Annotated in this window: 15 protein-coding genes; all 15 read left to right on the top strand. The window is 67.5% G+C overall.

Annotated elements, in window-relative coordinates; genetic code table 11:
- Positions 1 to 284 precede the first annotated feature (284 nt).
- A complete protein-coding gene (gene ruvC / locus J4G12_02085; protein ID MCE2454592.1) occupies positions 285 to 806 on the top strand; it encodes a crossover junction endodeoxyribonuclease RuvC in 522 nt (173 codons plus the stop codon).
- A gap of 63 nt (positions 807 to 869) precedes the next feature.
- A complete protein-coding gene (locus J4G12_02080) occupies positions 870 to 1,496 on the top strand; it encodes a Holliday junction branch migration protein RuvA (protein ID MCE2454591.1) in 627 nt (208 codons plus the stop codon).
- The gene (ruvB, locus tag J4G12_02075; protein MCE2454590.1) at positions 1,493 to 2,554 is read left to right on the top strand and encodes a Holliday junction branch migration DNA helicase RuvB; all 1,062 of its coding nucleotides are present in this window, start codon (positions 1,493 to 1,495) and stop codon (positions 2,552 to 2,554) included. The genes J4G12_02080 and ruvB overlap by 4 nt, the downstream gene beginning before the upstream one ends.
- Entirely contained in the window at positions 2,551 to 3,603 is a 1,053-nt protein-coding gene (gene queA, locus J4G12_02070; protein ID MCE2454589.1) for a tRNA preQ1(34) S-adenosylmethionine ribosyltransferase-isomerase QueA, read from the top strand. The genes ruvB and queA overlap by 4 nt, the downstream gene beginning before the upstream one ends.
- Entirely contained in the window at positions 3,600 to 4,799 is a 1,200-nt protein-coding gene (gene tgt / locus J4G12_02065) for a tRNA guanosine(34) transglycosylase Tgt (protein ID MCE2454588.1), read from the top strand. Before queA ends, tgt begins: the two co-directional genes overlap by 4 nt.
- Positions 4,796 to 5,119 (top strand): preprotein translocase subunit YajC, encoded by a 324-nt coding sequence (gene yajC, locus J4G12_02060; protein MCE2454587.1) that lies wholly within the window; start codon positions 4,796 to 4,798, stop codon positions 5,117 to 5,119. Before tgt ends, yajC begins: the two co-directional genes overlap by 4 nt.
- Before the next feature lies 1 nt (position 5,120).
- Entirely contained in the window at positions 5,121 to 5,630 is a 510-nt protein-coding gene (gene def / locus J4G12_02055; GenBank protein ID MCE2454586.1) for a peptide deformylase, read from the top strand.
- Positions 5,627 to 6,583, top strand: a complete 957-nt coding sequence (fmt, locus tag J4G12_02050) for a methionyl-tRNA formyltransferase (protein ID MCE2454585.1) — start codon at positions 5,627 to 5,629, stop codon at positions 6,581 to 6,583. The genes def and fmt overlap by 4 nt, the downstream gene beginning before the upstream one ends.
- Positions 6,538 to 7,347 carry a thiamine phosphate synthase gene (locus J4G12_02045; protein ID MCE2454584.1) on the top strand — a complete coding sequence of 270 codons (810 nt, stop codon included), beginning with the start codon at positions 6,538 to 6,540 and terminating at the stop codon, positions 7,345 to 7,347. The genes fmt and J4G12_02045 overlap by 46 nt, the downstream gene beginning before the upstream one ends.
- 17 nt (positions 7,348 to 7,364) lie before the next feature.
- Positions 7,365 to 7,565: a sulfur carrier protein ThiS gene (gene thiS / locus J4G12_02040; protein ID MCE2454583.1), complete on the top strand. Its 201-nt coding sequence runs from the start codon at positions 7,365 to 7,367 to the stop codon at positions 7,563 to 7,565.
- A gap of 669 nt (positions 7,566 to 8,234) precedes the next feature.
- Positions 8,235 to 9,785: a hypothetical protein gene (locus tag J4G12_02035; protein MCE2454582.1), complete on the top strand. Its 1,551-nt coding sequence runs from the start codon at positions 8,235 to 8,237 to the stop codon at positions 9,783 to 9,785.
- Positions 9,786 to 9,791: 6 nt separating this feature from the next.
- A complete protein-coding gene (locus J4G12_02030; protein MCE2454581.1) occupies positions 9,792 to 10,724 on the top strand; it encodes a PASTA domain-containing protein in 933 nt (310 codons plus the stop codon).
- Complete coding sequence (locus tag J4G12_02025) at positions 10,721 to 11,278, top strand: TlpA family protein disulfide reductase (protein ID MCE2454580.1); 558 nt, start codon at positions 10,721 to 10,723, stop codon at positions 11,276 to 11,278. Before J4G12_02030 ends, J4G12_02025 begins: the two co-directional genes overlap by 4 nt.
- A gap of 2 nt (positions 11,279 to 11,280) precedes the next feature.
- The gene (locus tag J4G12_02020; protein ID MCE2454579.1) at positions 11,281 to 11,460 is read left to right on the top strand and encodes a hypothetical protein; all 180 of its coding nucleotides are present in this window, start codon (positions 11,281 to 11,283) and stop codon (positions 11,458 to 11,460) included.
- A gap of 16 nt (positions 11,461 to 11,476) precedes the next feature.
- The gene (gene tsaD / locus J4G12_02015; GenBank protein ID MCE2454578.1) at positions 11,477 to 12,589 is read left to right on the top strand and encodes a tRNA (adenosine(37)-N6)-threonylcarbamoyltransferase complex transferase subunit TsaD; all 1,113 of its coding nucleotides are present in this window, start codon (positions 11,477 to 11,479) and stop codon (positions 12,587 to 12,589) included.
- Positions 12,590 to 12,603: the final 14 nt, after the last annotated feature.

Here is a 12,603-nt window from a genome sequence, read left to right as displayed (position 1 = left end):
CGCAACGAATCCCCCACCGCTCCCGCTCGCCAAGGCCTCAGACTCAGACTCGACTTCGTCTTCTGAGTCGCAGCCGACGACGCGAGCGCCACCCGCCATGCGTTCCGGACCGGCGACCGTTCCATTAGACTTATTCCACGACGCTCTTGGACACCGGGTAGAGCCCGACAGACCGTACTATTCGTGGCAATATACGGGCGGGAGCGAGCTCAAGCGCTCGACAGGGACACGGTACGGGGGATCGTTCCTCGGCGGCGAAAGTTGAAGGCTGTTAGATTCGCCCGGTGAGCCCCCGCTCCTCCGCATCGCCGTCCGACCCTGTCGAACGCGTCATACTCGGCATCGATCCGGGTACCGCCGTAACCGGCTTCGGCGTGGTCGGCCGCGAGCTTTCGGGAACGCTCCGCCTGGTGGCTTGCGGTGCCATTCGCACCTCCGCCCGCGCTCCCCTGGCAACCCGTGTCCACGAGATATTCGCCTCGGTCCTCGAGCTTGTCGAGAGCCATCGTCCACACGCGATGGCGGTGGAAGATGTCTTCCAGGGCAAAAACGTTCGGTCCGCTCTGACCCTTGGGCACGCCAGAGGGGTAATACTCCTCGCCGGCTCGCTTCACGGGGTTCCCGTGGCCGAGTACGCACCCCGTCAGATAAAGAGTGCGGTGGCCGGCTCCGGAAACGCTACCAAGGATCAGGTTTCGTTCATGGTCATGAAGCATCTCAGGCTCGCCGAGCCGCCCACTCCCGCCGACGCGGCGGACGGCGTGGCCGCGGCCATATGCCACGCAACCATCGGCGACCTTCCGTGACCGTACCGCACACGCCCGGCGACGTGCAGACGCTCGTCCCGCTCGGTCCCGAATGAGCCCGAGGTGATTTCCCGGCTACGTGGAACGGTGGCCTCCCATGCGGAGGGCATGGTCGAGATCGAGACCGACGGCGGCGTCACCTACGAGGTGAACGTGCCCGCGCCCGTCTTGGTCGGACTCCGAGGTCGGGAAGGTTCCGAGCTCGAACTCCTCACCCACCAGGTGTTCACCGAGAACTCGGCGGCCATCTACGGCTTCGGCAGCAGCTCCGAACGACTCCTCTTCACGCTCCTGCTCTCGGCCCAGGGAGTCGGGGCACGACTCGCGCTCGCGATGATGTCGACCCTGACGCCCGACCGCCTCGCTCGCGCTCTGGTCGAGGCCGACTACGCCGTTCTCGCTCAGGTCCCAGGGATCGGTCGCAGAACCGCCGAGAAGATTTCGGTCTCCCTGAAGAACAAGGTCAAGGCCCTTGCGGCGGTGGCTCCAGAGGCGGAGCGCACCCCTGGCGACGGGTCCGTGGGCCAGGCTGTCGCGGCTCTCGTCGGCCTCGGCATGGCGGCCCAGGAGGCGGATCGCCGGGTACGCGCGGTTCTGGCGGAGAGCGTCGACGGCTCCGAGGACGAAGTGAGCGCGGAGGAGCTCATCAGGCGAGCTCTCGCCGGTCCCGCCGCCACCGAAGATCGATGACGAGTCGCATCCAGGTCACCACGCCGCGCGAGCTCCCCGACGACCGCAAGACCGAGCAGTCGCTCCGCCCGACTCGCCTCTCCCAGTTCGTGGGGCAGAAACGCGTGCGCGAGTCGCTCTCCATCGCGATCCAGGCGGCCCATCAGCGAGGCGATCCGCTCGATCACATCCTTTTCCACGGCCCCGCCGGTCTGGGCAAAACGACCTTGGCCTCGCTCCTAGCAAGCGAGATGGGGGTCAACATCAGGACGACCTCGGGACCGGCGCTCGAACGGCCGGCCGATCTCGTGGGCCTGCTCACCAACCTGCGCGCCGGCGACATTCTCTTCATCGACGAGATACACCGCCTGCGCCCGGACACGGAGGAGTTCCTCTATCCTGCGATGGAGGATTGGAAGGTCGAGCTCCGAATGTCGGACGGCCCCAAGGCACAGATGATGACGATGGCGGTCGAACGCTTCACCCTGGTGGGCGCCACCACCCGCTTCGGTCTGCTGACGGCACCCATGCGCGCCCGGTTCGGCATCGCTCAACGGCTCAACTTCTACCCGATGGAGGACTTGGCGGAGATAGCCGCCCGCAGCGCGAGCATCCTCGGGATCAAGGCGGACGACGAGGGAATTCTTGCGATCGCGCGCCGGTCGCGGGGAACTCCCCGAGTCGCCAACCGGCTCTTGCGGCGGGTGCGCGACTACGCCGAGGTTCGCGGCACCGGAGTGATCGACGGCGGAGCGGCCCGCGGCGCCATGGACCTGCTGGAGGTGGACGAGCACGGCCTCGACGAGACCGACACCCAGCTTCTGCGCACCCTCATCGAGAGATTCGACGGGGGCCCGGTAGGGCTCGCATCGCTCGCGGTAGCCATGAGCGAGGATTCCCGCACGCTTGAGGAGGTGTACGAGCCTTTCCTTATCCAGAGAGGGTTCATGAAGCGTACCGCGCAGGGGCGAGTGGCGACCGTGCGCGCCTTCAGGCACTTGGATCTGGATTTTCCCGAAGACGGAGGCCAAGGTCGGGACGGCCCGCCCGGCGGGTCGCAGCGCACGATCTTCTCGTGACGCCGGCCGACAGCCCGGAGGACTTCGACTACGACCTTCCCGACGAGCTGATCGCTCGCTATCCGGCCCACCGCCGCGACGAGAGCCGCATGCTCGTGCTGACCGGCGACCGCGGAGCTCCACGCCATGCCCGGTTCAGGCGGATCGCCCGGCTCGTAGGGCCCGGCGACCTTCTGGTCGTCAACGAGAGCAAGGTGTTTCCCGCCCGCCTTCTCGGCCGGAAGCCCACCGGCGCAGCCTGCGAGGTCCTTCTGCTGCGACCGCTCCCGGACACGGATCGCCGTTGGGAGGCACTTGTCCGTCCCGGCGGCAAGCTCAAGCCGGGTCGCAGCGTCGAGGTCGGGCCGACCGGGGCGCTTAGGGTGGAGATCCTCGATTCGCTCTCCGACGGCCTCCGCATCGTCGAACTCCACACTGATCTTGCGGTCCCCGCCGCGATCGACCGCTACGGTCGTGTGCCGCTGCCGCCCTATCTGGGGCGCGAGTCCGAGCCTATCGACCGGGACCGTTACCAGACCGTCTACGCCCGCACCCCGGGTTCGGTGGCCGCCCCTACCGCCGGGCTTCACTTCACTCCCGAGCTGCTGGACGACCTCCGTGGTCGCGGGGCGAAGATCGCACCGGTCACGCTCCATGTCGGCCCGGGGACCTTCAGGCCCGTGGAAACGGAACGTATCGACGAGTACGAACTCCACGCCGAGAACTTCTCGGTGCCCGAGAGCACCGCCGACGCCGTGAACGAGACGCGAGCCGCCGGCGGCAAGATATGGGCCGTGGGGACGACGAGCGTCCGCTCGCTGGAAGCCGCAGCCGCCGCGAACGGACACTTGCGGACCGTCTCCGGTTCGACCGACCTCTTCATCAGACCCGGTTACCGATTCCGGGTGGTCGACCGCCTCATCACCAACTTCCATCTGCCGCGCTCGTCCCTGCTCATGCTGGTTTCGGCTTTCGCCGGTCGCCGTCGGATCCTAGCTGCCTACCGAGAAGCGGTCGCGAAGCGTTACAGGTTCTACTCGTACGGCGACGCCATGGTGATCGTACCTTGAGCGCGGCCGTCTCGTTCAGCGTCGAAAAATCCGTGGGAAGGGCGCGGAGCGGCGTCCTGACCACTCTGCGCGGCGAACTTCCCACACCGCACTTCATGCCTGTGGGCACCCAGGGAACGGTCAAGGGGCTCTCGATGGACGAGGTGCGCGATACCGGCGCCCGCATGGTGCTGGCCAACGCCTATCACCTCTTCCTCCGTCCCGGCCACGAGCGGGTGCGACAGCTCGGGGGGCTCCACAGCTTCATGCGCTGGGATGGACCGATCCTGACCGACTCCGGCGGCTACCAGGTCTTCTCGCTTTCGGCCATTCGCCGGATCTCCGACGAAGGCGTCGTTTTCGGCAGCCACATCGACGGCAGCCGCCATCTCTTCACTCCCGAATCGGTCGTCGATATCCAGAGGGCTCTCGGTTCGGACATCACCATGGCGCTCGACGAGTGCCCGCCCGCCGGATCCGACCCTGCCGCAGCCCGGGACGCCGCTCGGCGCACACTGGCCTGGCTCGAACGGGCGGCTCGGCACTTCCATGCTCGCGAACCGGAGACCGACGCGTCTCCGCAGGCCCTTTTCCCGGTGCTCCAGGGCGGTGTCTTTCCCGAACTCCGTCGAGCACACGCCCGGCGAGTCCTCGATACCGGCGACTTCCCCGGCTTCGGCATCGGCGGCCTCAGCGTCGGCGAGTCGAAGGAGGCCATGCGGTCCGCGCTCGAAGCGGTCGACGAAGCTCTGCCCGCTGACCGACCGCGTTACCTCATGGGTGTCGGCTATCCCGACGACCTCCTCGAGGCCATCGCCCGAGGGTGCGACCTCTTCGACTGCGTGGCTCCTACGCGGAACGCTCGTCACGGCACGGTCTGGACGAGCGAGGAGGGCCAGATCAACTTGAAAGCGGCTCGTTTCAAGGATGACCGACTGCCCGTCGATCCGAGCTGCGGCTGCGCCACCTGCGCGATTTACGACCGAGCCTACCTTCGACATCTTGTGGTTGCCGGAGAGTGGCTGGCTGTTCGCCTGCTCTCGGTCCACAACCTGCGCTTTCTCGCTAGTCTTACCGCAGAGGCCCGCCGTCGCATTCGACGCCGCGAGTTTGGATCCTGGTCACGCGAATGGCTCCGACGCTTCCGCGCAGCACCTGCCCGATCCCGACCTGCACTTCAATCCTCGAACCGAACCCCGAATCCGGAACTGCCATGAACCTCCCCGTCCTGACGACTCCGCTCCCACTTCCGGCCGCTCCTGGCGAAGGCACCTCCGGATTGCTGCGCCTCCTTCTCCAGGTGACCGCCTTCCTGGCCATCTTCTACTTCCTCCTGATCCGACCCAATCAGAAGCGGGAGAAGGCGCGACGCCAGTCGATCGAAGCCCTCAAGCCGGGTGACGAGATCGTGACGAACGGCGGCATCATCGGCAGCGTGGTCCACATCGACGACGGCAGGCTGACGGTGAGGACCGGCGACTCCACTCGCATCACCGTAGATCAGGCCCGGGTCGCCGCGGTTCTCGACGTTAAGTAGGATGGCCCTCCGTCGAATCGTTCTCCTGGGGGACCCCGTGCTCCGCCGCCCGGCCGAGGAGGTCACCGAATTCGATGAGGAGCTGCAGGAGCTGGTCACCGATCTTTACGAGACCATGTACGAAGCCGAAGGCATAGGTCTGGCCGCACCGCAGGTCGGGGTGAGCAGGCGGGTGTGCGTGGTCGACGTGCGGGAGGAAGGCGCGCAAGGGCACCTGGCCATCGTCAACCCGCACATAGTGGAGGCGAGTCGGGAACGGAGCCGAAAAACGGAGGGGTGCCTGAGCATCCCGGGAGTGGAGGAGGCCGTGGAACGCCCCGCCGAAGTCACGGTGGAAGGGCGCGATGTCCGCGGCGAGCCGCTCGCCCTGAGCGCGCGGGGCATCTTCGCTCGGGCCCTCCAGCACGAGATCGACCATCTCGACGGCGTTCTCTTCCTCGACCGCCTGAGTCCGCTCAAGCGCAGGATGCTCCTTGCCAAGTGGCGCAAGTCGGGCGAGGGGCGTGAGTGAGAATAGCCTTCTGGGGCACACCGGACTTCGCGGTCGCTTCCCTGCGGGCTCTGGCGGAAGCCGGGCACGATATCGTCGCGGCCGTGACCCGGCCCGACCGCCCCTTCGGTAGGGGCAGGCTCCTCCGGCCGTCGGCGGTAAAGGAGCGTGCGCTCGACATGGGAACGCCGGTCCTGCAGCCCGATTCGCCCAAGGAGCCCGGTTTCGCCGAAGCCCTGGGGGCTGCTCGGCCCGACCTGTCGGTCGTGGTCGCCTACGGGCGGCTGATTCCGACCTCGCTGCTCGACCTTCCGTCCCTGGGGTCGATCAACCTCCACGCCTCGCTGCTTCCCGAGCTCAGAGGAGCCGCCCCCATCGCCTGGGCGATCGCTCGCGGTTACGAGACCTCCGGGGTCTCGGTGATGCGCATGGTGGAAGAGATGGACGCCGGTCCGGTGATACGGACGGCTACGCTAACCATCGAGGCCGCAGTGACGGCAAGCGAACTGGCGGTACGGCTCGCCGAACTGGGAGCCGCGACCGTGGTGAAGGCGGTGGCCGCGTTGGAAGCCGGACGTGCGCAGGAGCGGCCTCAGGATCACAGCTCGGCCACCTTCGCGCCGAAGATCACTCGGCAGATCGCCCGAGTGGACTGGAGTCGATCCGCCTCGGAGGTCGCGTGCCAGTTGCGCGCGATGGACCGGAAACCGGGCGCCTGGAGCCTGCTCTCGGGGAAACCGGTGAAGCTCTTCCGTCCCGAAGAGGACGCGCCGCCGCCGGGTTGCCGCGACGCCGATTCGTTCGGCCATCCGCCGGGCACGGTCGTTTGCGCCGACGTGCGCGACGGGCTGGCGGTCGCCTGCGGCCACGGCGTTCTCGGGGTGGGAGAGGTCCAACCACCTGGGAAGAAGCGGATGAGCGCAAAGTCATGGATAGCCGGAAGAGGGGTCGCCTGCGGCGAGCGCTTCAACTGAGCATGGCTGCCTGCGGACCGACCTCCCGCCGCATTCGAACGGCGCTACCGCGCCTTCACGTCGTCACCGACGACGACATCCTCGCCAGACCGGACTTCTCCATCCAGGCGGAACGGATGCTCCGGCTGCCCATTGCGCTTCACGTCCGGGGACCGCGCACGAACGGCAGGACGGTCTTCGAGCTGGCCGAAGCGCTGTCGGCCGAGCCGCGGCCCGGCCATCCGACGAGGAAGGGTCGGCTGATCGTGAATGATCGCCTCGACATCGCTCTCAGCCTGCCGGTGGACGGCGTTCACCTCGGCGCCCGTTCCTTCACCGCCGTCGCCGCCCGTGAGCTGATCGCTGGCGTGGGCCCGACCCGTGCGGTCCCGAGGTCTTCGCAAGCCGTCCGAGGTTCAGCCCCGAACGGCCTGGCCGTCGGTGTCTCGATCCGGCTCGCGACCACCGAATCGATCGCGACTCCCGATCCCGGCGGAAGGAAGGACCGCGACCCGGATCCGCCCGCTGCGGTAGATTACGTCTTCGCCGGCAACCTTTTCAAGACCCGCAGCCACCCGGGACGCCCCGGCGCCGGACTTGCGGCTATCTCCCGCACGGCCGAAGCCGCCAAATCGGTACCTGTGATCGCGATCGGGGGTATCACTCCAAAGACCGCAGCGGACGCCTTTCGCGCCGGGGCCTACGGAATCGCGGTTGTGAGCGGCGTCTGGGGGCGCACCGATCCCGTTCATGCCGCGGAAGACTACCTGAGGGCCTTGCCTTGATCGAGACTCGAGAGAAAATCGCCATTCGCGCAAACGGCGAGGATCTGCGCATCGCCTCTGAACATACCGTGACCAGTCTGCTCGCGGAGCTCGGCGTCCATCCTGCCGCCGTCGTGATCGAACTCAACCGCGAAATCCTGAGGCGGGAACGCTTCGCCGAAACGAAGGTCCGGGAGGGAGACGTGCTCGAGGTCGTGCACTTCGTGGGCGGTGGCTGAACATGCGACCCTGTCCCGCAACCTGACAACCTCGGATAGGCATTCGATGCATACGGGAAAAGAACCCACGGTGTCCGGAGGCCGGCCCGACTCCGGCGACCTCCTCGAAATAGGCGGTGAACGCCTGGCCTCGCGGCTGATCGTCGGCACCGGCAAGTACTCCACCAACGAGATCATGCTGGAGGCGATCCGAGCCAGCGGGGCCTCGATGGTCACAGTCGCGGTCAGACGCGTGGATCTGACCGGGGAAGACGAGGGCATCCTGAGCGTCCTCGACCCCGACGAGTTCTTCCTGCTCGCCAACACGGCGGGCTGCTACACGGCCGAAGACGCCGTCCGCTATGCGCGTCTGGCTCGCGCCGCCGGCTTCAACGACTTCATCAAGCTCGAGGTCATCGGCGACGAACGCACCCTGGTTCCGGATGTCTACGGAACCCTCGAAGCCGCGAAGATCCTCGTTGCGGAAGGGTTCAAGGTCATGGCCTATACCAGCGACGACCTCGTGACCGCGCTGCGTCTGGAAGATTCGGGCTGCGCCGCCGTCATGCCGCTGGCGAGCCCCATCGGCAGTGGACTCGGGTTGGTCAATCCCTATTTCATCAGAGAGATCAAGCGGCGACTCGAGGTCCCGGTGATCGTGGACGCCGGGGTCGGCACCGCCTCGGACGCATGTGTGACGATGGAGCAGGGTGTGGACGGAGTGCTGATGAACACCGCGCTGGCCGAGGCGCGGGACCCGGCGCTGATGGCCCGGGCCATGGCCGACGGCGTGCGCGCCGGTCGAGCCGCCTTCCTCGCCGGCCGGATGCCCGCACGCGAGATCGCCGCGCCCTCCTCCCCTATGGAAGGCATGGTCGACTGAGCATCCGGTCGCCATTTCCGGCACGCGATGCGGCCCTCGACACAAGACTCCAGGTCGAGCGCGGTCGTCGTCTCGACCGGGCCTTCGACGAGGTCGTCGAAGGGCTCGAACTCAGGGATCGTCGCCTCGCCCGCCAGATAGCCTGGGGAACCACACGGGCTCGCGGCCGGCTCGATCACCTCATAGCGGCGCGCTCGAAGCGCCCGGTCGCGGAGCTCGATCCGCCGGTGAGAGAGATCCTGCGCACCGGTCTGTATCAGGCGCTCCACCTGAATTCGGTGCCGGAGTATGCCGCAGTTTCGGTAGCGGTGGCCTTGGCCCGGAAGAGAACGACCGCGGGAGCCACCCGGTTCGTGAACGGCGTGTTGCGCTCGGTTCTGAGGATTCCGAACCCGGAGGAGCTCTTCCCGAGCTGGCAGGACGATCCGGTAGGCCACCTCTCCACGAGCGGTTCGCATCCTCGCTGGTTGGTGGCGCGCTGGTGCGCCAGGTGGGGCGCCGAGACCGCTCGGGATCTGGTGACGGTGGCCAACCGTCCGCCTCCGACCTGCCTGGTCCCGCTGGATGGCGACCTGGAGAGGGCCGGGAACCGGTTGGCGGGGCTGGTGCCGCCTCGCGACGGAATTGCGGGGACGCCCCGAAGTCGACCCGAACCCGAGCAGGCGCGCCACCCCGATCCGACTCTCTTCGGCTGTGTACCGTTACCAGCCGGAGTCGCGCCCGACGCGGCTCTCGAAGCGGTGGGCGATGCCGTCATCCAGGGACCGGGGGCGCACTCGGCGGTTCGTTACGCCGACCTGCCGGCGGACGGGCGCATTGTCGATCTCTGCGCCGCGCCAGGCGGTAAGGCCCTGGTTCTGGCGGCCGGCGGCGGCCGGGTCGTCGCGCTCGACCGATCTCCCTCCCGTCTGCAGCTCGTGGCCGCAGGCGCCCGTCGTCTCGGGCTGGAGGTCCGCTGCGCGGTCGCCGACGCCCGTCGTCCGCCCCTGAACCGGTCCCCTGCGGTTCTGCTCGACGCTCCATGCACCGGCACCGCCACGTTCGCCCGCAACCCCGACCTGCGCTGGCGGTTGAGACCGGACGCACCTGCCAGGATGGCCGCTTTCCAGGCCGATTTCCTCGCCGCTGCCGCTCGTGCGGTAACCCTGGGCGGACTACTGGTGTATTCGACCTGCACACTCGAACCGGAGGAAAACGAGCTCCAAGTGGCGGCATTTCTCACGAAGCACCCTGACTTCAGGCTCGAGCCTCCTGCGCATGAGGCGGCGCGGCAGGCGGCTGAAAGTCACCTGCTCGTCAGACCCGATCAGACGGGCGTGGACGGAGCTTTCGCCGCCCGGTTTCGGAGGCGGCCGTAACTGCCCGTGAAGCTAGGAGACTCGATCGCGCGCCGCCGCCCCGGCAAGCCGAAGAAACGGTCCGGCGGCAAGAGGAAACCGTCCGCCCAGACGCCCAAGGCCGCCGCGTCCAAGCCCAAATCCCGGGCCCGTACAGCCTCCGGCCGGCGCTCGCGTCCATCCACCCGCTCCGGCTCATCTCCAAGTCTGTTCGGCTACCTGGGCAAGCTGGCCCTCGGTGCGATCGCGAGCCTGGCGGTCGGCTACCTCGTCGCCACCCGTTTGATCTACCCGGCCGCCCCGCCGCCCACGGGGTTCTTCGCCGTACCCAGTCTTGCCGGCATGGATCTCACCGCGGCGACCTCAATGCTCTCCGGGGTCGGCCTCATCCTCAGGGAAGTCGATTCCCTGAATCATCCGAAGATTCCCGACGAGGTCGTATTCGGACAATCTCCGCTCCCCGGTCAGGTGGCCAGCCTGGGCGATTCGGTGAGCCTCACCGTGAGCCGAGGTCCGCTGACCCGGTTCGTGCCCGACGTGACCGGCCTCTCGGGCCGGATGGCCGAGGTGCTGGTCACCGGAACCGGCTTCGGACTGGTGTTCGACACCGTCGCCTCCGATCTCCCACGCGGCCAGGTGGTGGAGACCGTTCCCGAGGTCGGAACCGAACTGAGTCTTCCCGATACGGTGGTCATGGTGGTCAGCTCCGGACCGCTACCCTTCCCGATGCCGGAAATCGTCGGCTTGAATCTGGAAGAAGCGGAGGAGCTGCTCGACTCGCTGAACCTGGTGCTGGGGGAGGTGCGGGAGGTCTTCCGCTTCGGCTTCCAAAGCGGGCTGGTGATCGAGCAGACACCGGAAGAGGGCGTTCCGGTCGCCAAGGGAGACGAGGTGCGGCTGGCAGTCGGTTGGAGCCGGCGCGAGGGGGTGCCGACCCGAACGACGGAGCGAACACCGTGAAGCGTGGGTGGACCCGCTCGCCCTACCTCTGGGGAGTTGTGGCCTTGGCCGCTCTGATCACCGCGGCCTGGGTGCTGCGGGACAACGCGGAACCGGTGGTCGTGGGCTTTGAAGCGCCGGACTTTTCCGCTTTTGACCTCGAAGGAGGCCGGCGTTCCGTGTTCGAGCATCGCGGCGAGGTGATTCTGGTCAACGTATGGGCCACCTGGTGTCCGCCCTGTCTGGAAGAGATGCCTTCCATGCAACGGCTTTACGAGGAATTCGCCGACGACGGCTTCGAGATACTCGCGGTGAGCGTCGACGCGCCCTACGGCGAGGCTGACGCCGCAGGCCGTCCGGGCGGCAAACTCGATCTGTTCGCCGATGAGCACGGCCTCACCTTCCCGATTCTCCACGACCCCGAGGGGCGGGTGCAGAGGGTTTACCGGACGACCGGCGTACCCGAGACCTTCCTCATCGGACGCGACGGAATCATATACAAGAAGATCGCGGGCGGAACCCACTGGGACTCGCAGGTCAATCGCGAACTCGTTCAACGCCTGCTGGGAGGTTGACCTTGTCGACAGGTAAGACGACTCTGGTTTCCAAGCTGACCAATCTCGGCAAATTCGGGGGCGTCGACGAGGTCGGTCGGATGTTAAAGGAGGCGCCGGCTGGGTTGAAGCGCAATTGGCATCTCAAGATCGCCGCCCTCGTGATCGCGGTGCTGCTCTGGGCTCTGACATCCACGGGATGACTGCGGAACCGGCGGAGTGACCGCAGGCGTGGCCGACCTGCCCTCGCTGATCTTCGGCATGGAGAGCTCGTGCGACGAGACTTCGGCCGCGGTGATCGACGCTGACGACCGGATTCTCGGCCACGTCGTGCTCTCTCAGGACGAGCACGAGGTCTACGGCGGGGTGGTACCCGAGCTCGCCGCCCGGGCTCACCTGCGTTCCATCGATGCCGTGGCCGACGCCGCCCTCCGCCAGGCCGGGGTGCGGGGGAACGAGATAGATCTCTGGAGCGTGACCGCCGGCCCCGGGCTCATCGGCTCCCTGCTGGTCGGAGTATCGTGGACCAAGGCCGCCGCCTTCGGGTACCGTCGCCCCTTCGTGGCCTGCCATCACATGGAGGCGCACCTATTCGCCGCATCCCTCGAAGACCCCGACGCCTGCCCGCCCTTCGTCGGGCTCCTGGTGTCGGGCGGGCACACTCTCCTCCTCCATGCGGGCGCCTGGGGCGAGTACACGCTCCTGGGGGAGACCCGCGACGACGCGGTGGGGGAGGCTTTCGACAAGGTGGCCAAGCTTCTGGGGATGGGCTATCCGGGCGGACCCGAGATCGAAAGGGCGGCGGCTGCGGGGGAGCCCCATTTCCAGCTCCCTCGGCCTATGGTGAAGGGCCGTGCCGGGCAACCCGGGGACCCTGCCTACTTCGACTTCTCGTTCTCCGGCCTCAAGACGGCGGTGGCGGTGCTTGTGGAGAAGATCGGAGATCCGACTCCCCGTTCCGCAGACTTGGCGGCCTCCTTTCAGGCGGCGGCCGTGGACGTTCTCGCCACCAAGGTGATGCGAGCGGTTGCGCGGACCGGGTGCCGGCGGGTGCTGGTCGGTGGCGGCGTGGCAGCGAACAAGGCGCTGCGGGCGGAGCTGATGCGACGACTCCGGCCACACGGCTCCCTCCACTTCGCCAGCCCCCGGCTCTCGCTCGACAACGGAGCCATGATCGCCAGGACCGCCCGCTTCCGGTACGCCCGTGACGGGGCCAGCCCGTGGGACACGGACGCCTCCGCCTCGCTAGCTTTCCCCGGACTGGCCAGTATCTCCAACGCCGGACACGACCGTCGCACCTTCCGGCACGGTACCGCGGCGGCGGCGAACTGATCGGCACAACGGTG

This window comes from Gemmatimonadota bacterium (assembly GCA_021295815.1).
Lineage (GTDB): Bacteria > Gemmatimonadota > Gemmatimonadetes > Longimicrobiales > Gaopeijiaceae > JAGWBQ01.
The sequence above is the reverse complement of the archived record's forward strand: the minus strand, read 5'-3'. Positions and strand labels throughout refer to the sequence as shown.

Coding starts and splice junctions, on each gene's coding strand:
- ruvB (MCE2454590.1), top strand. CDS start 1,493: ATGACGAGTCGCATCCAGGTCACCACGCCGCGCGAGCTCCCCGACGAC.
- yajC (MCE2454587.1), top strand. CDS start 4,796: ATGAACCTCCCCGTCCTGACGACTCCGCTCCCACTTCCGGCCGCTCCT.
- def (MCE2454586.1), top strand. CDS start 5,121: ATGGCCCTCCGTCGAATCGTTCTCCTGGGGGACCCCGTGCTCCGCCGC.
- J4G12_02045 (MCE2454584.1), top strand. CDS start 6,538: ATGGATAGCCGGAAGAGGGGTCGCCTGCGGCGAGCGCTTCAACTGAGC.
- J4G12_02035 (MCE2454582.1), top strand. CDS start 8,235: ATGTGTGACGATGGAGCAGGGTGTGGACGGAGTGCTGATGAACACCGC.